The 25,864-nt window shown below is 64.0% G+C and carries 23 protein-coding genes; 9 read left to right on the forward strand and 14 right to left on the reverse strand.

Translation table 11 applies throughout. The annotated features are described in order from the left end of the window. On the reverse strand, positions 1–800 hold an 800-nt coding region (locus tag ACFW0B_RS18295; RefSeq protein WP_449150425.1), incomplete at its 3' end, for a fimbrial protein. Positions 801–1,102: 302 nt separating this feature from the next. On the opposite strand from ACFW0B_RS18295, the gene ACFW0B_RS18300 reads away from it, so the two are divergent. Then, positions 1,103–2,470 (forward strand): nucleobase:cation symporter-2 family protein, encoded by a 1,368-nt coding sequence (locus ACFW0B_RS18300; RefSeq protein ID WP_449150426.1) that lies wholly within the window; start codon positions 1,103–1,105, stop codon positions 2,468–2,470. Positions 2,471–2,509: 39 nt separating this feature from the next. Then, positions 2,510–2,977: a metallophosphoesterase family protein gene (locus tag ACFW0B_RS18305; RefSeq protein WP_449150427.1), complete on the forward strand. Its 468-nt coding sequence runs from the start codon at positions 2,510–2,512 to the stop codon at positions 2,975–2,977. A gap of 145 nt (positions 2,978–3,122) precedes the next feature. Here ACFW0B_RS18305 and ACFW0B_RS18310 read toward each other — a convergent pair whose 3' ends face one another. Then, positions 3,123–3,635, reverse strand: a complete 513-nt coding sequence (locus ACFW0B_RS18310; protein WP_449150428.1) for a dihydrofolate reductase — start codon at positions 3,633–3,635, stop codon at positions 3,123–3,125. A 284-nt stretch (positions 3,636–3,919) separates the two neighbouring features. Here ACFW0B_RS18310 and ACFW0B_RS18315 point away from each other — a divergent pair, with 284 nt between their 5' ends. From ACFW0B_RS18315 to ACFW0B_RS18325, 3 genes are all read left to right on the forward strand, one after another. Beyond that, positions 3,920–5,458 carry a nucleobase:cation symporter-2 family protein gene (locus ACFW0B_RS18315; protein WP_449150429.1) on the forward strand — a complete coding sequence of 513 codons (1,539 nt, stop codon included), beginning with the start codon at positions 3,920–3,922 and terminating at the stop codon, positions 5,456–5,458. A gap of 97 nt (positions 5,459–5,555) precedes the next feature. Then, positions 5,556–6,953 (forward strand): DUF2868 domain-containing protein, encoded by a 1,398-nt coding sequence (locus tag ACFW0B_RS18320; RefSeq protein WP_449150430.1) that lies wholly within the window; start codon positions 5,556–5,558, stop codon positions 6,951–6,953. Continuing rightward, positions 6,946–8,316: a GTPase/DUF3482 domain-containing protein gene (locus tag ACFW0B_RS18325; RefSeq protein WP_449150431.1), complete on the forward strand. Its 1,371-nt coding sequence runs from the start codon at positions 6,946–6,948 to the stop codon at positions 8,314–8,316. The genes ACFW0B_RS18320 and ACFW0B_RS18325 overlap by 8 nt, the downstream gene beginning before the upstream one ends. Before the next feature lies 1 nt (position 8,317). Here the strand turns inward: ACFW0B_RS18325 and ACFW0B_RS18330 are convergent, their stop codons facing one another. From ACFW0B_RS18330 to ACFW0B_RS18345, 4 genes are read right to left on the reverse strand one after another with little or no spacing between them, the layout of a single operon-like run. After that, positions 8,318–9,316, reverse strand: a complete 999-nt coding sequence (locus ACFW0B_RS18330) for a ribonuclease T2 family protein (RefSeq protein ID WP_449150432.1) — start codon at positions 9,314–9,316, stop codon at positions 8,318–8,320. Positions 9,317–9,368: 52 nt separating this feature from the next. Then, the gene (locus ACFW0B_RS18335) at positions 9,369–10,163 is read right to left on the reverse strand and encodes a thymidylate synthase (RefSeq protein WP_449150433.1); all 795 of its coding nucleotides are present in this window, start codon (positions 10,161–10,163) and stop codon (positions 9,369–9,371) included. Further along, complete coding sequence (gene lgt, locus ACFW0B_RS18340) at positions 10,163–10,963, reverse strand: prolipoprotein diacylglyceryl transferase (RefSeq protein WP_449150434.1); 801 nt, start codon at positions 10,961–10,963, stop codon at positions 10,163–10,165. The genes ACFW0B_RS18335 and lgt overlap by 1 nt, the downstream gene beginning before the upstream one ends. A 9-nt stretch (positions 10,964–10,972) precedes the next feature. Next, the gene (locus tag ACFW0B_RS18345) at positions 10,973–11,755 is read right to left on the reverse strand and encodes a sulfite exporter TauE/SafE family protein (RefSeq protein WP_449150435.1); all 783 of its coding nucleotides are present in this window, start codon (positions 11,753–11,755) and stop codon (positions 10,973–10,975) included. 169 nt (positions 11,756–11,924) lie between these two features. On the opposite strand from ACFW0B_RS18345, the gene ACFW0B_RS18350 reads away from it, so the two are divergent. Continuing rightward, positions 11,925–12,677 carry an NRDE family protein gene (locus ACFW0B_RS18350; RefSeq protein WP_449150436.1) on the forward strand — a complete coding sequence of 251 codons (753 nt, stop codon included), beginning with the start codon at positions 11,925–11,927 and terminating at the stop codon, positions 12,675–12,677. Positions 12,678–12,870: 193 nt separating this feature from the next. Here the strand turns inward: ACFW0B_RS18350 and ACFW0B_RS18355 are convergent, their stop codons facing one another. The 8 genes from ACFW0B_RS18355 to ACFW0B_RS18390 all read right to left on the reverse strand — a co-directional run bounded on the left by ACFW0B_RS18355 (position 12,871) and on the right by ACFW0B_RS18390 (position 22,203). Further along, complete coding sequence (locus ACFW0B_RS18355) at positions 12,871–13,755, reverse strand: ABC transporter permease subunit (RefSeq protein WP_449150437.1); 885 nt, start codon at positions 13,753–13,755, stop codon at positions 12,871–12,873. A gap of 82 nt (positions 13,756–13,837) precedes the next feature. Then, the gene (locus ACFW0B_RS18360) at positions 13,838–14,746 is read right to left on the reverse strand and encodes an ABC transporter permease subunit (RefSeq protein WP_459251721.1); all 909 of its coding nucleotides are present in this window, start codon (positions 14,744–14,746) and stop codon (positions 13,838–13,840) included. Further along, positions 14,743–15,885, reverse strand: a complete 1,143-nt coding sequence (potA, locus tag ACFW0B_RS18365; protein ID WP_449150438.1) for a polyamine ABC transporter ATP-binding protein — start codon at positions 15,883–15,885, stop codon at positions 14,743–14,745. Before potA ends, ACFW0B_RS18360 begins: the two co-directional genes overlap by 4 nt. Positions 15,886–16,023: 138 nt before the next feature. After that, the gene (locus ACFW0B_RS18370) at positions 16,024–17,097 is read right to left on the reverse strand and encodes a polyamine ABC transporter substrate-binding protein (protein WP_459251722.1); all 1,074 of its coding nucleotides are present in this window, start codon (positions 17,095–17,097) and stop codon (positions 16,024–16,026) included. A 160-nt stretch (positions 17,098–17,257) separates the two neighbouring features. Beyond that, complete coding sequence (locus tag ACFW0B_RS18375; protein ID WP_449150439.1) at positions 17,258–18,358, reverse strand: polyamine ABC transporter substrate-binding protein; 1,101 nt, start codon at positions 18,356–18,358, stop codon at positions 17,258–17,260. A gap of 160 nt (positions 18,359–18,518) precedes the next feature. Next, positions 18,519–19,886 (reverse strand): aspartate aminotransferase family protein, encoded by a 1,368-nt coding sequence (locus ACFW0B_RS18380; RefSeq protein WP_449150440.1) that lies wholly within the window; start codon positions 19,884–19,886, stop codon positions 18,519–18,521. A 62-nt stretch (positions 19,887–19,948) separates the two neighbouring features. Next, positions 19,949–21,307: a glutamine synthetase family protein gene (locus tag ACFW0B_RS18385; protein WP_449150441.1), complete on the reverse strand. Its 1,359-nt coding sequence runs from the start codon at positions 21,305–21,307 to the stop codon at positions 19,949–19,951. Positions 21,308–21,450: 143 nt separating this feature from the next. Then, positions 21,451–22,203 (reverse strand): gamma-glutamyl-gamma-aminobutyrate hydrolase family protein, encoded by a 753-nt coding sequence (locus tag ACFW0B_RS18390; RefSeq protein WP_449150442.1) that lies wholly within the window; start codon positions 22,201–22,203, stop codon positions 21,451–21,453. Between the two features lie 278 nt (positions 22,204–22,481). On the opposite strand from ACFW0B_RS18390, the gene ACFW0B_RS18395 reads away from it, so the two are divergent. The 3 genes from ACFW0B_RS18395 (at position 22,482) to ACFW0B_RS18405 (ending at position 25,829) form a co-directional block, all read left to right on the forward strand. Then, positions 22,482–23,861 carry a glutamine synthetase family protein gene (locus tag ACFW0B_RS18395; RefSeq protein ID WP_449150443.1) on the forward strand — a complete coding sequence of 460 codons (1,380 nt, stop codon included), beginning with the start codon at positions 22,482–22,484 and terminating at the stop codon, positions 23,859–23,861. Positions 23,862–24,011: 150 nt separating this feature from the next. Continuing rightward, positions 24,012–25,070, forward strand: a complete 1,059-nt coding sequence (locus ACFW0B_RS18400) for a polyamine ABC transporter substrate-binding protein (protein WP_449150444.1) — start codon at positions 24,012–24,014, stop codon at positions 25,068–25,070. A gap of 114 nt (positions 25,071–25,184) precedes the next feature. Further along, positions 25,185–25,829 (forward strand): TetR/AcrR family transcriptional regulator, encoded by a 645-nt coding sequence (locus ACFW0B_RS18405; RefSeq protein ID WP_449150445.1) that lies wholly within the window; start codon positions 25,185–25,187, stop codon positions 25,827–25,829. The last annotated feature ends 35 nt before the right edge of the window (positions 25,830–25,864 follow it).

A 25,864-nucleotide genomic window follows, 5' to 3' on the forward strand; every position in this document is an offset into this window, starting at 1 on the left:
GCGTCCAGTTTCAATACGCCCTGGCTGGCATTCTGCACATTCCCGTCGATTTTCAGATTGACCTTGGCGCCGGCAGCACAACTCAGGGGAATGCTGAATGGTTTAGTATTGTTATCCCCCGGCCAGGTTCCTACCCCTCCAAAGAGATGACTACCCACTTTATCCATATCCACTTCGATCCAGGCATCGCGAAGGGAACAGGATACGGTATTGACCTTGAAGCCGATATTGATTCTCGACTCCGGGTAATGCCAGGACGATTTATTAGTTCTCAAGATAAAAGACGCCACATTCTTGCTGGCAACTTCGCCAGAGCCTGTGGTTTCGGCGGTCTTGTAGAAGACGATGAAGGCCTTGCCCTGCATGGGCTGAGTCCCGAAAAAACCGTTTATTTGGCACTTCAAACGGTTATCCGGGTTACCAGTTGTGTTAACCTCTCCGACCCAGCCAGGACCTCCAGAACATTCTGGTACAGATGGCATAGTCACGCCAACGGCATATCCGATTCCATCTATGCCACTTGCATATATACGTTTTCCAGCAATATTTTTCACGTAGGTGCCATAACCCTTGATGCCGAATTCCTGCCACGTGATATCCGACCCCGTGCATTTATACGTAGACACAACACCCGACTCGACTCGTGCAATTTCGGCATCCAGCGGCAAGTCCCGCTGAACTGTAAGCTGCGGCACTGAAATATTGGAAAAACTGGTTACCGTATTGCATTCATAGGCACGAACTTCTCCTGCCGCCACCAATACAGCCACCACCAACAGAAACTTAAGCTTTATATTCATGCTTGCCCCATATCTCATGCCTGGAAATTCCCGACCAAATACCCAGGCTGACAATCCTGATTATTACGCTCGCAATAACAACTTCACGAAACAGGAATACCACTAAAGTTCGCAGCAGCCACATATTCAGCCGGCGGGAAGGCGACATATTTTATCTATCGAGTTGATAAGCATCCTCGGAAATCAAGCAGGAAATATCCGACGTATTGAGACAGACCTTTCCAGCACCCCCACAGCCCCAGCACCAACCGCCTTGCATGCAGCTCAGGTAGAATCTCCGCTTTTTTTCGCGGTCGATCGCCATGACTTCACTGGAAAAGCCCCCCATTCCCGAGGCTCGCAACGAGCTGCTCTACGGCCTGGAAGACAAGCCACGTCCGCTGGCTGCCCTGCTGGCCGCGCTGCAGCACCTGCTGGCCATCATCGTCCCCATCGTCACCCCCGGCCTGCTGATCTGCCAGGCGCTGGGCGTGTCGGCGCGGGATACCAACCTGATCGTCTCCATGTCCCTGGTAGTCTCCGGCATCGCCACCTACGTGCAATGCAAGCGCTTCGGGCCGTTCGGCGCCGGGCTGCTGATCGTCCAGGGCACCAGCTTCAACTTCGTCGGCCCGCTGATCGCCGGCGGCGCGCTGATGGTCAAGCAGGGCTCCCCGGTGGAAGCAGTGATGGCCGCCATCTTCGGCGCGGTGATGGCGGGGGCTTTCATCGAGATGGGCATCTCCCGCGTGCTGCCCTTCGTCAAGCGGCTGATCAACCCGCTGGTGACCGGCATCGTCGTGCTGATGATCGGCCTGACCCTGATCAAGGTCGGCCTGATCAGCATGGGCGGAGGCTTCGGCGCCATGGCCAACGGCACCTTCGCCAACGGCGAAAACCTGCTGCTGTCCGGCACCGTGCTGGGCGTGATCCTGTTGCTCAACCGCATTCCGCTGGTGTGGATGCGCAGCTGCGCCATCGTCATCGCCCTGCTGGTGGGTTACGCCCTGGCTGCCTGGCTCGGCCGCCTCGACTTCAGCGGCCTGCACGACGCGCCGCTGGTGCAGGTGCCGGTGCCGCTGCACTTTGGCCTGGGCTTCTCCTGGTCGTTGTTCGTGCCGATGCTGGTGATCTACCTGGTTACCTCGCTGGAAGCCATCGGCGACGTCACCGCCACCAGCAAGGTTTCGCGCCAGCCGGTGGAAGGCCCGCTGTGGATGCAGCGCATCAAGGGCGGTGTGCTGGTGAACGGCGCCAACTCGCTGCTGGCCGGCCTGTTCAATACCTTCCCCAGCTCGGTCTTCGCGCAGAACAACGGTGTGATCCAGCTGACCGGCATCGCCAGCCGCCACATCGGCCTGTGGATCGCCCTGATGCTGGTGCTGCTCGGCCTGTTCCCGGCGGTCGCCGGCGTGCTCCAGGCCATTCCCGAGCCGGTGCTGGGCGGCGCCGCCATGGTGATGTTCGGCGCGGTGGCCGCCTCGGGCATCAACATCCTCGCCGGCACCACCCTGGACCGCCGCGCCCTGCTGATCATCGCCGTGTCCCTGGCCCTGGGCCTGGGCGTGTCGCAGGTGCCGGAATTCCTCGCGCATATGCCGGCCGCCCTGCGCAACATTCTCGAATCCGGCGTCGCCACCGGCGGCCTCTGCGCCCTGCTGCTGAACTGGTTCCTGCCGGAATCCCGCTAAGTGGCAGAATGGGTCCCATCACTTGATGGGGCCCATCCCATGACCTCCCTTCGCATCGGCCTGATCTCCGACACCCACGGCCTCCTCCGCCCCCAGGCCCTGGCCGCGCTGCGAGGCTGCAACCACATCCTCCATGCCGGCGACATCGGCAAACCGGAAATCCTCGACGCCCTGCGCCACCTGGCGCCGCTGACTGCCGTGCGCGGCAATAACGACGTGGACGCCTGGGCAGAGGCGGTACGCGAGGTCGAAGAACTATGGCTGGGGGAAACGGGCATCTACCTGGTGCACGACCAGGCGGATATCCCCGTAGATTTGAAGGCGCGCGGATTCCGCGTCGTGGTCACCGGGCACTCCCACAAGCCGCTGGTTACAGAACGCGCCGGCCTTGTTCATGTGAATCCGGGCAGCGCCGGACCACGGCGCTTCAAGCTGCCGGTGTCGGTGGGGTTTCTGGTGATAGAAGGCTGTGAGGTCCGCGCGGAATTGCAGGAATTGGACTTGTAGGTTGGGTCGGGCGGCGCTCCGTGAGGATCGAACCCCAACATTGCGCGGCTGAGGCCGGGCGCGTTGGGCTTCGCTGCGCTCTGCGCCAACCTACAGGGCCGCTGCGCGGCCCTTGGCGAATGAATTCGCTCCCAAACCGGGCTCCTCAGCGCTTCTCCCACACCTCGAAGGCATAGGCGGGCGTGTCGGTCGTCGCCTCGTGCTCGACGCGGGAGGCCAGGTGCCATTCCTGCTGCGAAACTTCCGGGAAGTGTGCGTCGCCTTCAGGAGCCAGTTCCACGCGGGTGAGGTAGAGGCGGTCGGCCCGGGCAAGGCCCTGGGCATAGAGCTGGGCGCCGCCGATCAGCATCAGCTCCGCAGCGCCTGCGTTGCGCGCCCAGGCGTCGGCGCGCTCGATGGCAGCTTCCAGGCTGGAGAAGACTTCCGCGCCTTCCAGCACCAGTCCTTCCTGGCGACTGACCACCAGGTTGAGCCGGCCAGGCAGCGGGCGGCCAAGGGAGTCCCAGGTCTTGCGCCCCATGATGATCGGCTTGCCGAGGGTCATGGCCTTGAAGTGCTTGAGGTCCGCCGGCAGGTGCCAGGGCAGTTGGTTGTCGCGGCCGATCACGCGGTTCTGTGCGAGAGCGGCGATCAGGCAGAGGGGCAGGGTCTTGTTCATGGCGGCGAGGATACCGGCTGCCGCCCGGGAGAGAAAGCCGACGACGGGTGAGCGCAGTAGGCGATCGAGGCGCCCGATGGGTCGTCCGAGAAATACCGTTCGTCGCGAATCGACTTCCTGACTGAATAGTCAACAACAAAAATTGGAAAAATTACAGGAATTTGCGGGAGATAGGCGGAGAATTACGCAAAAGTCCTACAACAGAAATTGTATACAAGGTACTAGGCAATAGGCCGGATAATTGTCTACAGTTGCCGGCACAATAACAAAACCGAGAGCCCACCATGACAGTCCCATCCGCAAGTCCGTCTCCGGTACAACGCCCGGAAGACGAAAACCTCGGCATTGGAGCCAACCTCGCCTACGGTCTGCAGCACGTACTGACCATGTATGGCGGAATTGTCGCGGTACCCCTGATCATCGGCCAGGCCGCCGGGCTATCGCCCGCGGACATCGGTCTGCTGATCGCAGCCTCACTGTTTGCCGGTGGCCTCGCCACCTTGCTGCAAACCATCGGCCTCCCCTTCTTCGGCTGTCAGCTGCCCCTGGTGCAAGGCGTGTCCTTCGCCGGCGTGGCAACCATGATCGCCATCATCGGCAGTAACGGCGCCGGCGGTATTCCAGCCGTGCTCGGCGCGGTCATCGCCGCCTCGCTGATCGGCCTGTTGATCACGCCGGTATTCTCGCGGATCACCAAGTTCTTCCCGCCGCTTGTGACCGGCATCGTGATCACCACCATCGGCCTCACCCTGATGCCTGTGGCGGCGCGCTGGGCGATGGGCGGCAACAGCCAGTCGCCGGAGTTCGGCAGCGTGGCCAACGTCAGCCTCGCCGCCTTCACCCTGGCCACCGTACTGCTGCTGAGCAAGCTGGGCAGCGCCAGCATCTCGCGCCTGTCGATTCTCCTGGCGATGATCATCGGCACCGTGACTGCAGTGTTCTTCGGCATGGCGGACTTCTCCAAGGTGCTCGAAGGCCCGCTGGTGGCCCTGCCCACGCCGCTGCACTTCGGCATGCCGGAGTTCCATATCGCGGCGATCCTGTCGATGCTGATCGTGATCGTGGTGACCCTGGTGGAAACCTCGGCGGACATCCTCGCCGTCGGTGAAATCATCGGCACCAAGGTGGACTCCAAGCGTCTGGGCAACGGCCTGCGCGCGGACATGATCTCCAGCTCCCTGGCTCCGCTGTTCGGTTCCTTCACCCAGAGCGCCTTCGCCCAGAACGTCGGCCTGGTGGCCGTGACCGGCGTGAAGAGCCGCTATGTGGTGGCCACCGCCGGCCTGATCCTGGTGACCCTCGGCCTGCTGCCGGTGATGGGCCGCCTGATCGCCGCGGTCCCCACCTCGGTACTGGGTGGCGCTGGCGTGGTCCTGTTCGGCACCGTAGCCGCGTCCGGCATCCGCACCCTGGCGCAAGTCGACTACCGCAACAACATGAACCTGATCATCGTCGCCACCTCCATCGGCTTCGGCATGATCCCGATCGCGGCACCGACCTTCTACCACCACTTCCCGGCCTGGTTCGAAACCATCTTCCACTCCGGCATCAGCTCGGCAGCGATCATGGCCATCGTGCTGAACCTGATCTTCAACCACCTGAAGGCCGGCAACTCGGACCAGCAGTCGGTGTTCGCCGCCGCCAGCGAGCGCACCCTGCGCTACCAGGACATCGCCGCCCTGCACGAGGGCGACTACTTCCGCGACGGCAAGCTGTACGACTGCGATGGCAACGAGGTGAAAGTGGTGTCCGAACATGACGACCACCACGACGCGCCATCAGCCCCCCGGGTGAAGGTGGCGGCCAGTTCCCATAGCCACTGACAGACGAAGGCCGGCCCCAGCGCCGGCCTTCTCTTTTGATGATGCGTCCGCCTCGAGCGGTTATTCTCAGAGCTCACCCTTGGCCAAGAAGCCCTTCGTGAGCGAACCCAATCCAACCTCCCTGCCTTCCCTTTCCTCCCTCGACCAGCTGTGGCTGAGCGAGGCCATCCGCCTGCGTGAGGAACACGCCGGGCCCCTCGAAGACGCCGAAGCCAACCGCCGCGCCAATGCCGCAGGTGGCGACCTGGCGCAGCGCATCCAGGCCCGCGCCCTCTGGCTGGCCCGGCGCGACGGTCAGCTGCAGGCCCTGCAGCACTGGCGCCAGGGCGCGCGGCTCGCCGGCCTGCTGTTGCTGGTGCTGGCTGTGGTCAGCGGCGCCGGGCTCGCGATCGCGGCACTGGGCAACGGCGAGCGTCCGGTCAATCTGTTCTGGGCCCTGGGCAGCCTGCTCGGCCTGCACCTGCTGATGTTGCTGGGCTGGGCCCTGTCGTTCGGTCTCGGCAGCAGCGCCAGCGTGCTCGGGCGTCTCTGGCTCTGGCTCAGCGGCAAGCTGGCCCGCGATGCCCAGGCCGCGCACCTGGCGCCCGCCCTGCTCCTGCTACTGCAGCGCCAGGGCCTGACCCGCTGGGGCCTGGGCGCGCTGGTCCACGGCGCCTGGCTGCTGACCCTGGGCAGCGCGCTGGCGGTCCTCCTGCTGTTGCTCGCCACCCGCCGCTACGGCTTCGTCTGGGAAACCACCATCCTCGGCAGCGATACCTTCGTCGTCCTCATCCAGGCCCTGGGCGCCCTGCCCGGGGTGCTCGGCTTCAGCCTGCCGGATGCCGAAACCATCCGCGCCAGCAGCACCGTGCTGACGGAAGAGAACGCGCGCCAGGCGTGGTCCGGCTGGCTGCTCGGGGTCACTTTCACCTACGGCCTGCTGCCGCGACTGCTGCTGGGGCTGTTCTGCTTCTGGCGCTGGGTACAAGGCCGCTCGCGCCTCCGGCTGGATCTCAGCCTGCCCGGCTACGGCCTGCTGCGCGAACGCCTGCAACCGGCCAGCGAACGCCTGGGGGTGTGCGACGCCGCACCGGCTGAACTGGTCGAACCGCAATCCGGCAGCCTGGACGGCTCCAGCCAGGGCGCCCTGCTGGTGGCCATCGAACTGGACGACCGCCGCCCCTGGCCGCCTGCACTGCCCAAGAGCGTCGGCGATGCCGGCGTGCTGGACAGCCGCGAGCAGCGCCAGCGCCTGCTGGACCAGCTCAGCCGATTTCCCCCGGAACGCCTCGCGGTGGCCTGCGACCCTCGGCGCTCACCGGATCGCGGCACCCTGGCGCTGATCGGAGAGCTGGCCCGTAGCGCGGGCCGGACCCGCGTCTGGCTGCTGCCCCCGCCTTCCGGCGAATCCCTCGACAGTCAGCGCCTGGACGACTGGCATCAGGCCCTCGACCGCCTCGCCCTGCCCTACGCCCAGGGCGCGCCCATGACCTGGCTGGAGACCGGCCATGACTAAGCCGCTGAAGCTGGCCGTGGTCGGCCATACCAACGTCGGCAAGACCTCCCTGCTGCGCACCCTGCTGCGCGACCGCGCCTTCGGCGAGGTCTCCCACCGCCCCAGTACCACCCGCCATGTGGAAGGCGCGCGGCTGTCGGTGGACGGCCAGCCCCTGCTGGAGCTCTACGACACGCCCGGCCTGGAAGACGCCATCGCGCTGCTGGAACATCTGGAGCGGCTGGACCGCCCGGGCGAACGCCTCGACGGCCCGGCGCGCCTAGCCCGCTTTCTCGACGGCAGCGAGGCACGCCAGCGCTTCGAGCAGGAAGCCAAGGTGCTGCGCCAGCTGCTGGCCTCCGATGCCGGGCTCTATGTGATCGACGCCCGCGAGCCGGTCCTGGCCAAATACCGTGACGAACTGGCGGTGCTGGCCATGTGTGGCCGGCCGCTCCTGCCAGTGCTGAACTTCGTCGCCAGCGAAAACCATCGCGAGAGCGACTGGCGCGAGGCCCTGGCCCGCCTCGGCCTGCATGCCCTGGTGCGCTTCGACAGCGTGGCACCGCCGCTGGACGGCGAGCAGCGTCTCTACGACAGCCTGGCCCTGCTGCTGGAACGCGCCCGCCCGCAATTGCAGCGCTTGGTGGACGATCACCAGGCGCAACGACGCCTGCGCCTGGAAGCCGGAAGCCGCCTGATCGCCGAATTGCTGCTGGACGTGGCTGCCTGCCGGCGCAGCGTAGCCGCCCAGGAGGCCGCCGTGGTGGCCGCCACCGAGGCCCTGCGCCAGCAAGTGCGTCAGCGCGAGCAGCGCTGTGTGGAAGCCCTGCTGCGGCTCTACGCCTTCGACCGGGCGGATGCCGCCGCCAGCGACCTGCCTCTGCTGGACGGGCGCTGGGGCGATGATCTGTTCAATCCGGAAACCCTCAGGCAACTGGGTGTGCGCCTGGGTGGCGGCATGGCAGCGGGCGCAGCGGCCGGCGCCGGCGTCGACCTGCTGGTGGGCGGTGTCACCCTGGGTGCCGCCGCGGCCCTCGGCGCCATTGCCGGTGGTGCCTGGCAGACCTTCGGCCACTACGGCGAGCGCCTGCTGGGCAAGATCAAGGGGCAGCGCGAGCTGACCGTGGACGACGCCATCCTGCGCCTGCTGGCCCTGCGTCAGCGCCAGTTGCTGCAAGCGCTCGACGCTCGCGGCCACGCCGCCTTCGAGGCAGTGCGCATCGACACGCCGGAAGAGAAACAATGGCGGGAAGGCAAGTTGCCCGCCGTGCTGAGCAAGGCTCGCGCCCACCCGGAATGGTCGTCGCTGAACCCGGATGCGGCGCTGGAGCAGGCGGATCGCCAGGGCTGGGTGGCCAGCCTGGCGAAAGGGCTGGAACCCTAGCTCAGCGGCCTCCCGCCTCGATCAGGATACGGTCGGCGCGGCACTCGCTGCGGTCGCTCGGCCGGCGCGCGGCGAACTGGCCATCGACCACGCCCACCAGGCTGTCGGCGGACTTCAGCTCGCGCGGCAGCGAGACGCGGATTTCCTGCAGGTACTGGCCGCTGCAGATGAGCAGGAAATTGTTCTGCGCATCGCGGCTGCCGAAATCCTCTTCCACCCTCTGGTAGAACGCTCGCCTGGAAATGGCGCCGCCGATATTGGCCACGATGTACTGCCCGGCCTTCGACTCGTCCAGCTGCCGCACCAGGTCCACCGCGCGACGGAAGTAGGTGTCGTCGTCCATCTGCGTCTGGCAGACGCCGTGCTTGTTCCACTGGTAGCGGCCGAAGCTGGTGCCGTAACGGAAGTTCGGCATCCAGGGACGGACATAGGCCAGGGTGTCGGCACGAAGTTGCAGCCCCGGTCCGTCGCAGTGCCCGTAGCTCTTGCCACAGGACTGGAGATTCGGCCAGAGGCCATGCAGGGTCAGGTGGGAAATCTGCAGCTCGCCCGATTCCAGGCCCTCGCATTCGGGCTTGGTGCCCTGGTAGGAGGCGTGTTCGCAAAAGCCCGGCTGCCAGGTGGCGGCCAGCACGTAGCCGTCATGCTGGTCCGGCCGGCTGCAGATATCGCCCGTTTCGGCAGGCTGGGCCGCCTTGCCGGTATTGAATGCCAGCCCCTCCACCACGCCGCAGTCGGCAGAGACCCAGCGCAGCGGCGTCGCGCTGTCGGGCATGCGGACACGCAGCCAGTCGTAGTCGCGCCGGTTCACTTCCACCACTTCGTAGCGCTGGCCCGGCCGGACTTCGAGTCCGTCCGGGTTGCCCTGCTTGCGGATGGACTGGAAGGCCTCGCAGCGCTGGCTGGCGACGAAGCTGCCCTGGGCGGGTTCGGCCCAGGCGGCGAAGGACGGACAGAGACTGACAAGGCCCGTGAGCAGGGCCACGAACGGGGCTTTCATGCTGACTCCTGGCAGGGGATGGCCGGGGCTGGAAGCACCCCGGCGCGGCAGGTCAGACGGCGACCGGGGCCTTGATGTGCGGGTGCGCCTGGTAGCCCACCAGTTCGAAGTCCTCGAACCTGAAGGCGAACAGGTCTTTCACTTCCGGGTTGAGCTTCATGGTCGGCAGCGGCAGCGGCTCGCGACTGAGTTGCAGGTCGGTCTGCTCGATGTGGTTGGCGTAGAGGTGGCAGTCACCGCCAGTCCAGATGAACTCGCCAGGCGCAAGGTCGCAGACCTGGGCGACCATCAGGGTCAGCAGGGCGTAGCTGGCGATGTTGAAGGGCACACCGAGGAAGATATCGGCCGAGCGCTGGTACAGCTGGCAGCTCAGCTTGCCGTCGGCCACGTAGAACTGGAACAGCGCATGACACGGCGGCAGGGCCATCTCGTCCACCAGGGCCGGGTTCCAGGCGGACACGATCAGCCGGCGCGAGTCCGGGTTCTTCCGGATCATCTCCACGACCTTGGCGATCTGGTCGATGGACTCGCCGTTGGGCGCCGGCCAGGAGCGCCACTGATAGCCGTAGACCGGCCCGAGGTTGCCCTCTTCGTCGGCCCATTCGTCCCAGATGGATACGCCGTTGTCCTTCAGGTACTTGATGTTGGTGTCGCCCTGGAGGAACCACAGCAGCTCGTGGACGATGGATTTCAGGTGGCACTTCTTGGTGGTGACCAGGGGGAAGCCCTCGGCCAGGTCGAAGCGCATCTGATGGCCGAATACGCTGTAGGTGCCGGTGCCGGTGCGGTCGCTCTTGAAGGCGCCGGTCTCACGCACGCGGCGCATCAGGTCGAGATACTGTTTCATCAGGCGACTCCTTGGGCGGACTGGCGGTGGTGGGCCCAGACGATCAGCAAGATGCCGCCGATGATCATCGGCAGGCAGAGGATCTGGCCCATGGTCAGCCAACCAAAGGCCAGGTAACCGAGCTGGGCGTCCGGGACGCGGACGAACTCCACCGTGAAGCGGAAAATGCCGTAAAACAGCGCGAACATGCCGGAAACCGCCATGGTCGGGCGCGGTTTACGCGAGTAAAACCAGAGGATGGCGAACAGTGCCACACCTTCCAGGGCGAACTGGTACAGCTGCGACGGGTGGCGCGGCAGCTGGGCCGGATCGGTGGGGAAGATCATCGCCCAGGGCAGGTCGGTAGCCTTGCCCCAGAGCTCGGCGTTGATGAAGTTGCCGATGCGGCCGGCGCCCAGGCCAATCGGTACCAGGGGGGCGATGAAGTCCATCAGCTGGAAGAAGCTCTTGTTGTTGCGCTTGCCGAACCAGAGGGTGGCCAGCATCACGCCGATCAGGCCGCCGTGGAAGGACATGCCGCCCTTCCAGACTTCGAAGATCAGCAGCGGATTGGCGATGTACGCCGACAGATCGTAGAACAGCACGTAGCCGAGGCGGCCACCGGCGATCACGCCGAGGGCGACCCAGAACACCAGGTCGGAGAGTTTTTCCCGGGTCCAGGTCGGGTCGAAGGCCTTCAGCCGGCGCGAAGCCAGCCACCAGGCGCCGCCGATGCCGATGAGGTACATCAGGCCGTACCAGTGGATCTTGAGAGGGCCGATAGCCAGGGCTACCGGGTCGATCTGGGGATAAGCCAGCATTGCAGCTCCTTAGATCAGGAAGTTCAGGCCCACTGACAGCAGCAGCAGGGCGAACAGGCGCTTCAGCAGGCGCGGCGACAGCCGATGGGCCAGGCGCGCGCCGAAACGGGCGAACAACATGCTGGTGGCGGCAATGCCGACCAGCGCCGGAAGGTAGATGAACCCGAGGCTGTAGGGCGGCAGGCCGGGGTTGTGCCAGCCCAGTGCCATGAAGGACAGCGCACTCGCCGCGGCGATCGGCAACCCGCAGGCGGCCGAGGTGGCGACGGCCTGCTGGATGGGGACGCTGCGCCAGGTCAGGAAAGGCACGGTCAGCGAACCGCCGCCGATGCCGAAGATGGCCGAGGCCCAGCCTATCACCCCGCCCGCCAGGGTCAGTCCGGGCTTGCCGGGAACCTCGCGGCTGGCCTTGGGTTTCAGCTCCAGGCCCATCTGTATCGCCACCAGTATGGCGAATACGCCGATGATCCTCTGCAGCATCGGGCCCTGGATTGCCGCCGCGGTCATGGAACCGAGGCCGGCGCCGATGAGGATGCCGATGGCCATCCAGACGAAGACCGGCCAGCGCACCGCACCCTTGCGATGGTGCTCGCGTACCGAATTGAGCGAGGTGAAGATGATGGTGGCCAGGGAGGTCCCCACCGCCAGGTGGGTGAGGATGCCCGGATCGAACCCCTGGGCGGTGAAGCTGAACACCAGCACCGGCACGATGATCATGCCGCCGCCGACGCCGAACAGCCCGGCCAGCACTCCGGCGCAGGCGCCGAGCACCAGGTAGAGCACGAATTCCATGGACACCCCCGAAAACAAAGCGGCATGTTAACGGAAGGCCGATTCACGCTCCACCCGAGGGATGTAGAGTCCTGACGGACGCAGCCGATACCCCGTTAGAGAACCTTTGCCGAAGATGTAGTTTTCCTACCGGCTGCTACACTCCGGCTCATAACAAGGAGACGACTCCATGTGCCTGATCGTATTCGCATGGCGCCCCGGACACGAAGTCCCGCTGGTGCTCGCGGCTAACCGCGATGAATTCTACGCACGTCCCACCCTCCCGATGGCGAAATGGGAAGACGCGCCCGGCGTGATCGCCGGTCGCGATCTGGAAGCCGGAGGCACCTGGCTAGGCGCCGGGCCCAAGGGCCGATTCGCCGCACTCACCAATATCCGCGACCCTCGAACGCCCCCGGTCGGCCGAACCCGCGGCGAGCTCTGTGTGCAGTTCCTGCGCGGAACCATGGGGCCGGGCGAGTTCCTCGAGGATGCGCTGCGCCGGGCCGGAGATTATTCGGGCTTCAACCTGCTGGTGGGTGACGACCGCGAGCTGTGGTTCCTCAATCCCCGCAGCGGTGGGCCGATCAACCTGCGGTCGGGCATCTATGGCGTATCCAACGCCGACCTGGATACGCCCTGGCCCAAGGTCGAGCGCGGCAAGGCAGCCATCGCCGAGTGCCTGGAACCGGCTAGCACTGACGCCCTGCTCAACCTGCTGCACGACCCGGAAGTTGCGCCGGATCACATCCTGCCGGACACCGGCGTGGGGCTGAACACCGAGCGCATGCTCTCCAGCGTGTTCATCGCGACCCGCACCTACGGCACCCGCGCCAGCTCGGCGCTGATCGTCCGTGCCGACGGCAGCCGCGAGCTGGTGGAGCGCAGCTACGGCCCCTACGGCGCCAGGTTGGGGGATGTGCGCATGGTGCTGAGGGACTAACCCCAGCGCCTTCGGCGCTGGCGCCTGACACCAGCCAAACCATCGATGCGCACCGCGCGCACCGGCGGAGTATCGGCCTGATGCAATAGGGCAATTTCAATCGCGAATGATTTCGCTCCCACAGGACAAGGTCCCAGCCTCCTGAAACGACAAAGGCCACCCGAAGGTGGCCTTTGTGTTTTGCGGCGCTGGATCAGGCAGCCTGGGTGGAGGCCGGTTTCCAGCTGGAGGAAGCAGCTTCCTCGGCCATGGTTTCCATCGCCTGCTGGATGGCCCGCTTGCGGCGCTCCTCGGCCTGGCGGGAGAAGAACCAGGCAAAGAAGGTGAACAGCGAGACGGTCAGCAGGATCAGGCTGGCCACGGCGTTGATCTCCGGCTTCACGCCCAGGCGCACGGCGGAGAAGACCTCCATCGGCAGGGTGGTGGAACCGGGACCGGACACGAAGCTCGCCAGTACCAGGTCGTCCAGGGACAGGGCGAAGGACATCATGCCGCCCGCCGCCAGGGAGGGTGCGATCATCGGGATGGTGATCAGGATGAACACTTTCCACGGACGCGCCCCCAGGTCCATGGCCGCTTCTTCGATGGACAGGTCCAGTTCACGCAGGCGCGCCGACACCACGATGGCCACGTAGGCCGAGCAGAAGGTGGTGTGGGCGATCCAGATGGTGACGATGCCACGCTCCTCGGGCCAGCCGATCAGTTGCGCCATGGCCACGAAGAGCAGCAACAGCGACAGACCGGTGATCACCTCCGGCATCACCAGCGGCGCGGTGACCATGCCACCGAACATGGTGCGGCCACGGAAGCGCGGGATGCGGGTCAGCACGAAGGCGGCCAGGGTGCCCAGGGCAACGGCAGCGATCGCGGTGTACAAGGCGATCTCCAGGGAGCGGCCCACCGAGTTCATCAGCTGGGTGTTGTCCAGGAGGCCCACGTACCACTTCACCGACCAGCCGCCCCAGACCGTCACCAGCTTGGAGGCGTTGAAGGAGTAGATGACCAGGATGACCATCGGCAGGTAGATGAACAGCAGGCCTACCCACAGCATCACGGTGGAGAAACTGAAGCGCTTCATACCTTGCCCTCCAGTTCTTTGGCCCAGCTTCTGGATGGAGAACCGGTTGAAGAGAATGATGGGCACGATCCGAACAGATGATTCATACCTTGCCCTCCAGCTCTTTGGCCTGGTTACGGTTGAAGAGAATGATGGGCACGATCAGGATCGCCAGCATCACCACCGCCAGGGCAGATGCCACCGGCCAGTCGCGGTTGTTGAAGAACTCCTGCCACAGCACCTTGCCGATCATCAGGGTCTCCGGACCGCCGAGCAGTTCCGGGATCACGAACTCGCCCACTACCGGGATGAACACCAGCATGGAGCCGGCGATGATGCCGTTCTTCGACAGTGGCACGGTGATCTTCCAGAAGCTGTTGAAGGTGCTCGAACCGAGGTCCGACGCAGCCTCCAGCAGGCTCGGGTCATGCTTCACCAGGTTGGCATAGAGCGGCAGGACCATGAACGGCAGGTACGAATAGACGATGCCGATGTACACCGCCAGGTTGGTGTTGAGTATCTGCAGCGGCTCGTCGATCAGCCCCATGCCCATCAGCGCGCTGTTGAGCAGGCCGTTGTTGCTGAGGATGCCCATCCAGGCGTAGACGCGGATCAGGATCGCGGTCCAGGTCGGCATCATGATCAGCAGCAGCAGCACGGTCTGCGCTTCCTTGCTGGCCCGGGCGATGGCGTAGGCCATCGGGTAGCCGATCAGCAGGCACATCAGGGTGCTGAAGAAGGCGATCTTCAGCGAGCCCAGATAGGCCGCCAGGTACAGCTCGTCCTCGTTGAGGATCAGGTAGTTGCCCAGGTTGAGGATGAGTTGCAGCTGGTTGTCCGCCCAGGTGTAGATCTCCGTGTACGGCGGGATCGCCACGTCGGCTTCGGCGAAGCTGATCTTCAGCACGATGGCGAAGGGCATCAGGAAGAACAGGAACAGCCAGAAGAACGGTATCCCGATGACGAGATGCCGGCCGGTTGGCAGCAGGTTGCTCAGTTTGGAAATTTTCATGACCGCAGTACCACGCCGCTGTCGTCTTCCCACCAGACGAACACTTCGTCATCCCAGGTCGGACGCGCGCCGCGGCGCTCGGCGTTGGCGACGAAGGACTGGACGACGGTGCCGTTGGGCAGCTTGACGTAGAAGACCGAGTGACCGCCCAGGTAGGCGATGTCGTGAATCCGGCCGCGCGACCAGTTGTACTCGCACTTGGGCTGCTCGGTGGTCACCAGCAGCTTCTCCGGGCGCAGGGCGTAGGTGATGCGCTTGTCCTGCACCGAGGTGGTCACGCCGTGGCCGACGTAGATCGGACGCTCCAGCTGGGGGCAGGCGATCAGCGCATGGGCCTCGGCGTCCTCGACCACTTCACCGTCGAAGAGGTTGACGTTGCCGATGAACTCGCACACCAGGCGGCTGATGGGGGTTTCGTAGATGTCCACCGGGCTGCCGATCTGCTCGATGCAGCCCAGGTGCATGATGGCGATGCGCTGGGCCATGGTCATGGCCTCTTCCTGGTCGTGGGTCACCATCACGCAGGTCACGCCCACGCGCTCGATGATCTCCACCAGCTCCAGCTGCATCTGCGAGCGCAGCTTCTTGTCCAGGGCGCCCATGGGTTCGTCGAGCAGCAGCAGCTTCGGACGCTTGGCCAGCGAGCGGGCCAGGGCCACGCGCTGGCGCTGGCCGCCGGACAGCTGGTGCGGCTTGCGCTTGGCGTACTGGGTCATCTGCACGAGCTTGAGCATCTCGTTGACGCGCTCGTCGATCTCGGCGGCCGGAAGCCTGTCCTGTTTAAGTCCGAAGGCGATGTTCTGCGCAACAGTCATATGCGGGAAGAGCGCATAGGACTGGAACATCATGTTGATCGGGCGCTCGTAGGGCGGCATGTCGGTGATGTCCACGCCGTCGAGCATGATGCGCCCCTCGGTCGGCCGTTCGAAGCCGGCGAGCATGCGCAGGAGAGTTGATTTACCCGAACCGGAGCCGCCGAGCAGGGCGAAGATCTCACCCTTGTTGATGGTCAGCGACACATCGTCCACTGCCACCGTCTCGTCGAACTTCTTGGTCACCCGGTCGATCTTTACCAGCACCTCTTTGGGTTGCTGGCTGCCCTCGAGGGCTTTCTTGTAGGCACCGGAGGCTATTGCCATTACCACACTCCCAGAATTTACTACCCGACCCCTGCGGCCGGGCGCGTTTGTACAGCTTGGGCACGAACCAGACGTCCTGCCTGGCCCGGCCGGATTGTCATCGGCGGGTCCGCCACACCACGGGCCGCCGATGTTGCATTACTTGCCCGATTTGACCTTGGTCCAGCTGCGGGTCATCAGCCGCTGGACCTTCGCCGGCAGCTCTGCCGACACGTACAGCTTGTCCAGCACCGCTTGTGGCGGGTAGACGGACTCATCGGTGCGTACTTCCTGATCCATGAACTCGCCAGCCTTCAGGTTGGGGTTGGCGTAGCCGACGTAATCGCTGACCTTGGCGATCACCTCGGGCTTGAGTAGATAGTTGATGAAGGCATGGGCTTCCTTGACGTTCGATGCGTCGGCCGGAACGGCCAGCATGTCGAACCAGAGGTTGCCGCCCTCTTTCGGGATCGCGTAGGCGATCTCGATACCCTTGCCGGCTTCCTCGGCACGCGCGGCGGCCTGGAAGATGTCACCGGAGAAACCGGCGGCGACGCAGATGTCGCCATTGGCCAGGTCGCCGATGTACTTGGAAGAGTGGAAGTAGGTAACGTAGGGACGTACCGCCATCAGCTTCTCCTCGGCCTTCTTGTAGTCGTCCGGGTTGGTGCTGTTGGGGTCCAGGCCCATGTAGTTGAGCACGGCGGGAATCATTTCATCCGCCGAGTCGAGGAAAGCCACGCCGCACTGGCTGAGCTTCTTGATGTTCTCGGGCTCGAAGATCGCCGCCCAGGAGTCGATCTGCTCGACGCCGAGCACGGCCTTGATCTTCTCGACGTTGTAGCCGATGCCGTTGGTGCCCCAGAGGTAGGGAACGGCGTACTCGTTGCCCGGGTCGTTGCGCTGGAGCTGCTTGAGCAGGTTGGGGTCCAGGTTCTGCCAGTTGGGCAACTGGCTGCGGTCGAGTTTCTGGAACGCGCCCGCCTTGATCTGCTTGCCGAGGAAGTGGTTGGACGGCACGACCACGTCGTAACCGGTGCGGCCCGCCAGCAACTTGCCTTCCAGGGTCTCGTTGGAATCAAAGACGTCGTACACCGGCTTGATGCCGGTTTCCTTCTGGAAATCCGCCAGGGTGGTCTCGCCGATGTAGTCCGACCAGTTGTAGATATGCACCGTTTGATCCGCCTGGGCCTGGGAAACCAGGGTCAGGGTGGCTGCTGCAGTGATCATCATCTTGCGGATGGGGAAATGCACGGTTTCGTCCTCTTCTGTTTTCCGGCAGAGCCGGCAAATGCCCGGGTCGTTCCAGCAACCAGGGCCAGTAAACTCGCGGTATTGCGCAGCGCGGTCCGGGCACCGGCGGGGAGAACCCCGCCGGGCACGGGAGCCGTGCTTACTTGCCCGACTTGATGGTGGTCCAGGTACGGGTCATTACGCGCTGCACCTTGGCCGGCAGGTCCGGGAAGGCGTAGAGCTTGGCCATGGTTTCCTGGGTCGGGTAGATGCCCGGGTCCTTGCGGATCGCCTCATCGACCAGTTCAGTGGCAGCGGCGTTGCCGTTGGGGAACTGCACTTCGTTGGTGATCTCGGCCATGATTTCCGGCTTCATCAGGAAGTTCATGAAGGCATGGGCGCCGTCCGGGTTGGCGGCATCGGCGGGGATCGCGACCATGTCGAAGAAGGTACCTGCGCCTTCTTTCGGAATGTTGTAGCCGACCGTCACGCCACCCTTGGCCTCTTCGGCACGGGACTTGGCCTGGTACACGTCACCCGAGTAGCCCACGGCCACGCAGAGGTTGCCGTTGGCAAGGTCCGAGATGTACTTGGAGGAGTGGAAGTAGGTGATGTACGGACGAATCTTCAGGAACAGCGCCTCGGCTTCCTTCAGCTGCTTGGTATCCTGGCTCAGCGGATCGTAGCCCAGGTACTGCAGGGCGATCGGCAGGATCTCGGTCGGCGAGTCGAGGAAGGAAACGCCACAGGACTTCAGCTTCTCGATGTTCTCCGGCTTGAACAGCAGGTCCCAGGAATCGACCGGAGCGTTGTCACCCAGCACGGCCTTGACCTTGTCCGGGTTGTAGCCGATGCCGATGGAACCCCACATATAGGGGAAGGCGTACTGGTTGCCCGGATCGGAAACTTCGACGGTCTTCAGCAGGTCGGTGTCCAGGTTCTTCCAGTTCGGCAGCTTGGACTTGTCCAGCGGCTGATAGACCTTGGCCTTGATCTGCTTGGCCAGGAAGTTGTTGGACGGCACAACGACGTCGTAACCGGACTTGCCGGCCAGGAGCTTGGCTTCGAGGGTTTCGTTGGAATCGAAGACGTCGTAGACGACCTTGATGCCGGTTTCCTTGGTGAACTTCTCGATGGTGTCCGGCGCGATGTAGTCCGACCAGTTGTAGACGTGCAGAACTTTGTCGTCAGCCTGGGCCATACCGGCCACGGCACCCGCCAGGGTCATGGCGAGCAGGGTCTTGCCGAAGGTTTTGATCATGCGGGTAGCTCCATTTATTGTTGAAGTGTCCGAGTGGCGTCGTACCGAATACGCCACCACTCGGTGAGCCTGGCCAACGCACCGGCGAAGTCTGGCAAGTTAGAGGGCTTGCTTACAACAGGCGGCCCTTGCAAATGCCACCATCAAGCCATCTTTTTTCTTAGCCTTTTACTTCAGCCAGGGTGAGGTCCAGGCACTTGCGTGCCTTGGTCACCAGTTCGTCGACTTCGTCTTTGCTGATCACCAGCGGCGGCGAGATGATCATGGTGTCACCCACCGCGCGCATGATCAGGCCATTTCGGAAGCAGTGCTCGCGGCACAGCATCCCCACACCACCGGCGAAACGCTCACGGGTCTGCTTGTTCTTGACCAGTTCCAGCGCCGCCACCATGCCGACACCGCGCGCTTCGCCAACCAACGGGTGGTCGGCCAGCTCCTGCCAACGTTGTTGCAAATACGGTGCCGTTTCGGCCTTCACTTTCTCGACGATCTTCTCTTCACGCAGGATGCGGATGTTCTCCAGCGCTACCGCTGCGGCCACGGGGTGACCGGAGTAGGTGAAGCCGTGGTAGAACTCGCCGCCTTCATTCAGGGTCTGCACGATCTCGTCGCGGACAACCACGCCGCCCATGGGGATGTAGCCCGAGGTCAGGCCCTTGGCGATCGGCATCAGGTCCGGGGCGTTGCCGTAGTACTGGCTGCCGAACCATTCGCCGGTACGGCCGAAGCCGCAGATCACTTCGTCGGCGACGAACAGGATGTCGTACCTGGCGAGCACTTCGCGGATCTTCGGCCAGTAGGTTTCCGGCGGAACGATCACGCCGCCCGCGCCCTGGATGGGTTCGGCGATGAAGGCGGCAACCTTGTCTTCGCCCACTTCGAGAATCTTCTTCTCCAGCTGCTCGGCTGCCCAGACGCCGAACTCGGCCGGCGCCATGTCGCCGCCTTCGCCGAACCAGTAGGGCTGGGCAATGTGCTCGATGCCGGGGATCGGCAGGTCACCCTGTTCATGCAGGGCCTTCATGCCGCCGAGGCTGACACCGGCCACGGTGGAGCCGTGGTAGCCGTTCCAGCGGCCGATGATGACTTTCTTCTGTGGCTGGCCCTTGGTCGCCCAGTAGTGGCGGACCATGCGCAGCACGGTGTCGTTGGCTTCCGAGCCCGAGCCGGTGAAGAACACGTGGTTCATGCCTTCCGGTGCGATCTCGGCGATCGCCTTGGAGAGCTCCACCGCCGGCGGGTGCGCGGTCTGGAAGAACAGGTTGTAGAAGGGTAGCTCACGCATCTGCCGGGTCGCCGCCTGCACCAGTTCCTCGCGGCCGTAGCCGACGTTGACGCACCACAGGCCGGCCATGCCATCGAGGATCTTGTTGCCTTCGCTGTCCCAGATGTACACACCTTCGGCCTTGGTGATGATCCGCGCACCCTTGGCGTTCAGCGCCTTGTAGTCGGTGAACGGCGGCAGGTGGTGATCACGACCGAGCGCTTGCCATTCAAGGGTCTTGGGGTTGGTCACTTGGCTGTTCATTTAATTACCTCAGTAAACACCTATCTGGAGGGCCGGCCCAGGCGGCCGGCCTCCGTTGCGGATCAGACGGAGAGCAACAGGAACTCGCGCTCCCAGGAACTGATCACCCGTTTGAAGTTTTCGTGTTCGGCACGCTTGACCGCCACATAGGCCGTCACGAACTTGCCGCCCAGGTACTTTTCGATGTCGCGGCAGGCTTCCATCCGCTCCAGCGCCGCCTCGATGGTCAGCGGCAGGCGCAGGTTGCGGCGCTCGTAGCCACGACCCTTGACCGGCGCGCTCGGCCTCACGCCTTCCACCATGCCGATGTAGCCGCACAGCAGGCTCGCGGCGATGGCCAGGTAGGGGTTGGCGTCGGCGCCAGCCAGGCGGTTTTCCACGCGGCGGTTCTGCGGGCCGGCATCCGGTACGCGCAGGCCGACGGTGCGGTTCTCTTCACCCCACTCGACGTTCACCGGCGCGGAAGTGTCCGGCAGGAAGCGGCGGAAGGAGTTCACGTTGGGCGCGAACAGCGGCAGCACTTCGGGGATGTACTTCTGCAGGCCGCCGATGTGATGCAGGAACAGCTCGCTCATGGAACCGTCATCGTTGGAGAAGATGTTCTTCCCGGTCTTGATGTCGATCACGCTCTGGTGCAGGTGCATCGCGCTGCCCGGCTCGTCGGTGATCGGCTTGGCCATGAAGGTCGCCGCCACGTTGTGCTTGAGCGCGGCCTCGCGCATGGTGCGCTTGAACACCAGGATCTGGTCCGCCAGGCTCAGCGCGTCGCCATGACGGAAGTTGATTTCCATCTGCGCCGGACCTTCCTCGTGGATCAGGGTGTCGAGATCCAGGTCCTGCAACTCGCACCAGTCGTACATGTCCTCGAACAGCGGGTCGAATTCGTTCGCCGCATCGATGGAGAAGGACTGGCGACCGGTTTCCGGGCGGCCCGAGCGGCCCAGCGGGGCCTGCAGGGGGAAGTCCGGGTCGTCGCAACGCTTGGTCAGGTAGAACTCCATCTCCGGGGCGACGATGGGTTTCCAGCCTTTGTCGGCGTACAGCTTGAGCACCCTCTTCAGGAGGTTGCGGGGCGACAGCTCGATGGGGTTGCCCTGCTTGTCGAAGGTGTCGTGGATCACCATGGCGGTGGGCTCGATGGCCCAGGGCACCATGAACACGGCGCCCTCGTCCGGACGGCAGAACATGTCGATGTCCGCCGGGTCGAGCAGCTCGTAATAGATGTCGTCCTCAACATAGTCGCCGGTTACGGTTTGCAGCAGCACGCTCTCGGGGAGGCGCATGCCCTTCTCGTCCAGGAACTTGTTGGTCGGCGAGATCTTACCGCGAGCAATGCCGGTAAGGTCGCTGATCATGCATTCAACTTCGGTGATTTTGCGTTCTTTCAGCCAGCTTGTGAGCTGGTCGAGCTTGGTAGTCATAAAGACCTCAGGGTTGAGAGCTTCACTAGGAGCCTTCCGCAGGTTCATGCCGGACACGCCCATCGAGGCACCGGCCGCGCGATCAGTACAGTCCCAACTACGCGACACGGCAACTTGGCCGGTTTCCTGAAGAATCCTCCCGCTCAGCGTTTCCCCGCCTTCTCCCTGCAAGCCTCACCAAAGGCCTGGAAGATGGCGAGATAGTCCGGGTTGGTCCGCACCTGCCACTCGGGATGCCATTGCACCCCCAGGGCAAAACTCCTGGCGCCTTCGACCGAAAAGGCCTCGACCAACCCATCGGGCGCCAGAGCCTCTACACGCAGGCCCGGCGCCAGACGTTCAACGCCCTGGCCATGAATGGAGTTGACTTGAATCTCGGACGGCAAGCCGATGCCGTCGAGTACGCCGCCCGGCTGCACATGCAGCGCATGGCGGGGGGCGTATTGCACCGCGAGCGGCTCGTTGGCCGGCTCGCGGTGGTCCATGAACCCTTCTACTTCATGCACACGCTGGTGCAGGGTGCCCCCGAAGGCCACGTTCATTTCCTGGAAGCCCCGGCAAATACCCAGGACGGGGATACCGGCTTCGATGGCCGCGCGAACAAGGGGCAGAGTGGTGCGATCCCGGGCGGGATCGTGACGGGTACCGGGCGCGGATGCGCTGCCTTCATATTGATGAGGCTCCACGTTGGAAGGGGAGCCGGTAAGAAGCAGACCGTCCAGGCAGGCCAGCAGGGTCGCCTGGTCCATCAATTCGGCGAGGGCCGGAATCACCAGCGGAACGCCACCGGCTCCAACCACTACCGCACGCAGATACTTGTCACCAGCTATATGATAAGTCTGAGGACCGATCTCTCTGGTGCAAGCGGATACGCCTATCAATGGCAGGCGAGACATGAGACACCCGTTTTATTTGTCTGTTATGGGTTTCGACCGAGCTTAGCGTTGTTCATTTTATTACACAATAGGGCTGTAAAAAATTGAACACGCCCCGCTGAGCACCGCGACTGGCAAGGTTCCGAGAGAGGTCAGGACGCCCAGAAATGCCCAAAAACTGGCCATGAAGCCCGTTTTTGGGGCAAAATAGGCCTCGCTTGACATCAACGGGTGATTCGGATTGACTCACACCTTAGATAGAGCGTGATTGATATTTTTAACAAAAAAGGTGTTGCATCATGTCGGTACCCCCGCGTGCCGTTCAGCTTCAAGAAGCGAACGAATTCCTTAAGGAACATCCTGAGGTCCAGTTCGTCGACCTGTTGATCGCAGATATGAATGGAGTGGTGCGAGGCAAGCGAATCGAACGCGCCAGCCTGACCAAAGTCTACGAAAAAGGCATCAACCTCCCTGCTTCGATCTTCGCTCTCGATATCAACGGTTCCACCGTCGAAAGCACCGGCCTCGGCCTGGACATCGGCGACGCAGACCGCATCTGCTATCCCATCCCCGGCACCCTCAGCGACGAACCCTGGCAGAAGCGCCCGACCGCGCAACTGCTGATGACCATGCACGAACTCGAAGGCGAACCCTTCTTCGCCGACCCGCGCGAGGTCCTGCGTCGTGTGGTGGAAAAATTCGATGAACTCGGCCTGACCATCTGCGCCGCATTCGAACTGGAGTTCTACCTGATCGACCAGGAGAACATAAACGGTCGTCCGCAGCCGCCGCGTTCGCCCATTTCCGGCAAGCGTCCGCAGTCCACCCAGGTGTACCTGATCGACGATCTGGACGAATACGCCGACTGCCTGCAGGACATCCTCGAAGGCGCCAAAGTCCAGGGCATCCCGGCCGACGCCATCGTCAAGGAAAGCGCCCCGGCCCAGTTCGAAGTCAACATGCACCACGTCGAAGACGCCTTGAAGGCCTGCGACTACGCGGTGCTGCTCAAGCGTCTGATCAAGAACATCGCCTACGACCATGAAATGGACACCACCTTCATGGCCAAGCCCTATCCGGGCCAGGCGGGTAACGGTCTGCACGTGCACATCTCGCTGATCGACAAGAAGACCGGCAAGAACATCTTCGCTTCCGATGATCCCGAGCAGAACGCCGCTTTGCGTCACGCAGTCGGCGGTGTGCTCGAGACCATGCCCGCGTCCATGGCCTTCCTGTGCCCGAACGTGAACTCCTACCGCCGTTTCGGCGCACAGTTCTACGTGCCGAACGCGCCGAGCTGGGGCCTGGACAACCGCACCGTGGCCGTTCGAGTGCCCACCGGCAGCCCCGATGCCGTGCGCATCGAGCACCGAGTGGCCGGCGCCGACGCCAACCCCTATCTGATGATGTCGGCCATCCTGGCGGGTATTCACCACGGCCTGACCAACAAGATCGAGCCGGGCGCGCCCATCGAAGGCAACTCCTACGAACAGCTGGAGCAAAGCCTGCCGAACAACCTGCGCGACGCCCTGCGCGAGCTGGACGACAGCGAAGCCCTGGCCAAGTACATCAGCCCGGACTACATCGACATCTTCGTCGCCTGTAAGGAAAGTGAGCTGGAGGAGTTCGAGCACTCCATCTCCGACCTCGAGTACAACTGGTACCTGCATACCGTGTAAGCGAGTCCGCAACGCCGGCCCCCGGGCCGGCGTTGTCGTATCTGTACCCTTTGCAACACCCGGCGCAGCGGGCCATCCCGGCTGGCGGCGCCTTGCAGCACCCGAACGCCAGGACAACCAGAACCCGCATGCTCTACCTGGGAGGACGTCATGCCCCGTTTGCTCGCCCCGCTGTTGCTCGCACTGCTTCCCGCGCTGGCCCAGGCCGAGGACCTGATCCGCGTCTACAACTGGAACGACTACATCGCCCCGGAGGTGCTGGAGGAATTCCAGAAGGAAACCGGCATCAAGGTCGAATACCACACCTTCAGCAGCGCCGAAGAGCTGAACAAGGCATTGGCCGGCGGCGAGCCCATCGATGTCGCCGTGCCCTCCCACAACGACCTGCCGCGCCTGATCAAGGCAGGCCGCCTGCAGCCGCTGGACTTCTCCCGCCTGCCCAATCGCCAGCATCTGGACAAGCAGCTGCTGAGCAAGCTGGCCGCCATGGACCCGAACAACCAGCACGCCGTGCCCTATCTCTGGGGCGCCGTAGGCCTGGCAGTGAACACGCCCCAGGCGGAAAAGGCCTTCGGCGGCCCGCTGCCGCATAGCTGGAGCCTGCTGTTCGACGCCGACCAGAGCGCGCGCCTCGGCCAGTGTGGCATCAGCCTGCTGGACGCCCCCGACGAAACCCTCGCCGTGCTGCTCAACTACCAGGGCCGCAACCTCTCCCGCAGCGCGCCGAGCCGGCTCAAGCGCAGCGCCGAAACCCTCGCCGCCCTGCGCCCGAACCTGCGTTATGTCGACAGCGAGCGCTACATCGACGACCTCAACACCGGCAAGCTGTGCGTCGCCATGGCCTGGGTCGGCGATGCCCTGAACGCCGCAGCGGCGGGCCAGCCGGTCAGTTTCATGGTCCCGGACGAAGGCTCGGTGCTGTTCATCGACAACCTGGCGATTCCCGCCAGCGCCAGGCGCGCCGACCTTGCCCACCGCTTCATCGACTTCATGCTGCGTCCGCAAGTGGCGGCCAAAGTCACCAGCGCCACCCTCTACCCCAGCGGCAACGCCGACGCCCAGCAGTACCTGGACGCAAGCCTGCACGACCAGCCCGGCCTCTACCCGGACAAGGAAACCAAGCGCCGCCTGTTCCCGCTGGAACCCGTGCCGGACAAGCTCAGCGCCACCCGCGACGAGGTGTGGACGGCCTTCCGTGACGGCCAATAACGCTGAGGGGCGATATCATTCGCCCCCACAATGGCCCCTCAGCCGCCCGTGGGTCTCTTGCTCGCAGGCCAGCGCATGGATTCCAATAGCGGCCTCTACGGAAAGGAGCCGCCCATGCCGCGTCATGCCACGCCACGCAAACCGCGCGCCAGCAGCCAGCTACGCATCGCCGGGATTCTCGACGCCGCCCGCGCGCTCCTGGCCGAGCAGGGCGTGGCCAACCTGTCGATCTACAGCGTCGCCGAGCGTGCGGAAATGCCGCCCTCTTCCGTGTACCACTTCTTCTCCAGCGTGCCGGCGATACTCGAAGCCCTCACCGCCGACATCCACGCGGCCTTCCGCGCCTGCCTGCAGCAGCCCATCGAGCACGACCGCCTGCGCCACTGGCAGGACCTCTCGCGCCTGGTGGAAGAGCGCATGCTGTCGATCTACGCGGAGGATGCCGCGGCGCGCCAGCTGATCCTCGCCCAGCACGGCCTCAGCGAAGTCACCCAGGCCGACCGCCAGCACGACATCGAACTGGGCCGGCTGATGCACGTCCTGTTCGATCGCCACTTCGAGCTGCCAGCGTTGCCCGAGGACATCGACGTCTTCGCCCTGGCCATGGAACTGGGTGACCGCGTCTACGCCCGCTCCGTGCAGCTGCACGGCGAAATCACTCCGCGCCTGGCCGAGGAAGGCATGCGCGTGTTCGATGCCTACCTCGGTCTCTACCTGCCACCCTTCCTGCCGAAACGGACCGCGCCCCGGGAAATCTGACCCGGCAAACACCGATATTTATCGGCAAATAAATC

It is taken from the genome of Metapseudomonas phytobenefica (genome assembly GCF_043392685.1).
In the GTDB taxonomy this organism is placed as follows: domain Bacteria; phylum Pseudomonadota; class Gammaproteobacteria; order Pseudomonadales; family Pseudomonadaceae; genus Metapseudomonas.

Bases quoted from the DNA above. Each gene is read 5' to 3' on its own strand.
- potA (WP_449150438.1), bottom strand. From the start codon at position 15,885: ATGGCAATAGCCTCCGGTGCCTACAAGAAAGCCCTCGAGGGCAGCCAG.
- ACFW0B_RS18390 (WP_449150442.1), bottom strand. From the start codon at position 22,203: ATGTCTCGCCTGCCATTGATAGGCGTATCCGCTTGCACCAGAGAGATC.
- lgt (WP_449150434.1), bottom strand. From the start codon at position 10,963: ATGCTGGCTTATCCCCAGATCGACCCGGTAGCCCTGGCTATCGGCCCT.
- ACFW0B_RS18345 (WP_449150435.1), bottom strand. From the start codon at position 11,755: ATGGAATTCGTGCTCTACCTGGTGCTCGGCGCCTGCGCCGGAGTGCTG.
- ACFW0B_RS18380 (WP_449150440.1), bottom strand. From the start codon at position 19,886: ATGAACAGCCAAGTGACCAACCCCAAGACCCTTGAATGGCAAGCGCTC.
- ACFW0B_RS18405 (WP_449150445.1), top strand. From the start codon at position 25,185: ATGCCGCGTCATGCCACGCCACGCAAACCGCGCGCCAGCAGCCAGCTA.
- ACFW0B_RS18305 (WP_449150427.1), top strand. From the start codon at position 2,510: ATGACCTCCCTTCGCATCGGCCTGATCTCCGACACCCACGGCCTCCTC.
- ACFW0B_RS18310 (WP_449150428.1), bottom strand. From the start codon at position 3,635: ATGAACAAGACCCTGCCCCTCTGCCTGATCGCCGCTCTCGCACAGAAC.
- ACFW0B_RS18350 (WP_449150436.1), top strand. From the start codon at position 11,925: ATGTGCCTGATCGTATTCGCATGGCGCCCCGGACACGAAGTCCCGCTG.
- ACFW0B_RS18325 (WP_449150431.1), top strand. From the start codon at position 6,946: ATGACTAAGCCGCTGAAGCTGGCCGTGGTCGGCCATACCAACGTCGGC.
- ACFW0B_RS18335 (WP_449150433.1), bottom strand. From the start codon at position 10,163: ATGAAACAGTATCTCGACCTGATGCGCCGCGTGCGTGAGACCGGCGCC.
- ACFW0B_RS18395 (WP_449150443.1), top strand. From the start codon at position 22,482: ATGTCGGTACCCCCGCGTGCCGTTCAGCTTCAAGAAGCGAACGAATTC.
- ACFW0B_RS18355 (WP_449150437.1), bottom strand. From the start codon at position 13,755: ATGAAGCGCTTCAGTTTCTCCACCGTGATGCTGTGGGTAGGCCTGCTG.
- ACFW0B_RS18360 (WP_459251721.1), bottom strand. From the start codon at position 14,746: ATGAAAATTTCCAAACTGAGCAACCTGCTGCCAACCGGCCGGCATCTC.
- ACFW0B_RS18370 (WP_459251722.1), bottom strand. From the start codon at position 17,097: ATGATGATCACTGCAGCAGCCACCCTGACCCTGGTTTCCCAGGCCCAG.
- ACFW0B_RS18315 (WP_449150429.1), top strand. From the start codon at position 3,920: ATGACAGTCCCATCCGCAAGTCCGTCTCCGGTACAACGCCCGGAAGAC.
- ACFW0B_RS18375 (WP_449150439.1), bottom strand. From the start codon at position 18,358: ATGATCAAAACCTTCGGCAAGACCCTGCTCGCCATGACCCTGGCGGGT.
- ACFW0B_RS18300 (WP_449150426.1), top strand. From the start codon at position 1,103: ATGACTTCACTGGAAAAGCCCCCCATTCCCGAGGCTCGCAACGAGCTG.
- ACFW0B_RS18330 (WP_449150432.1), bottom strand. From the start codon at position 9,316: ATGAAAGCCCCGTTCGTGGCCCTGCTCACGGGCCTTGTCAGTCTCTGT.
- ACFW0B_RS18400 (WP_449150444.1), top strand. From the start codon at position 24,012: ATGCCCCGTTTGCTCGCCCCGCTGTTGCTCGCACTGCTTCCCGCGCTG.
- ACFW0B_RS18385 (WP_449150441.1), bottom strand. From the start codon at position 21,307: ATGACTACCAAGCTCGACCAGCTCACAAGCTGGCTGAAAGAACGCAAA.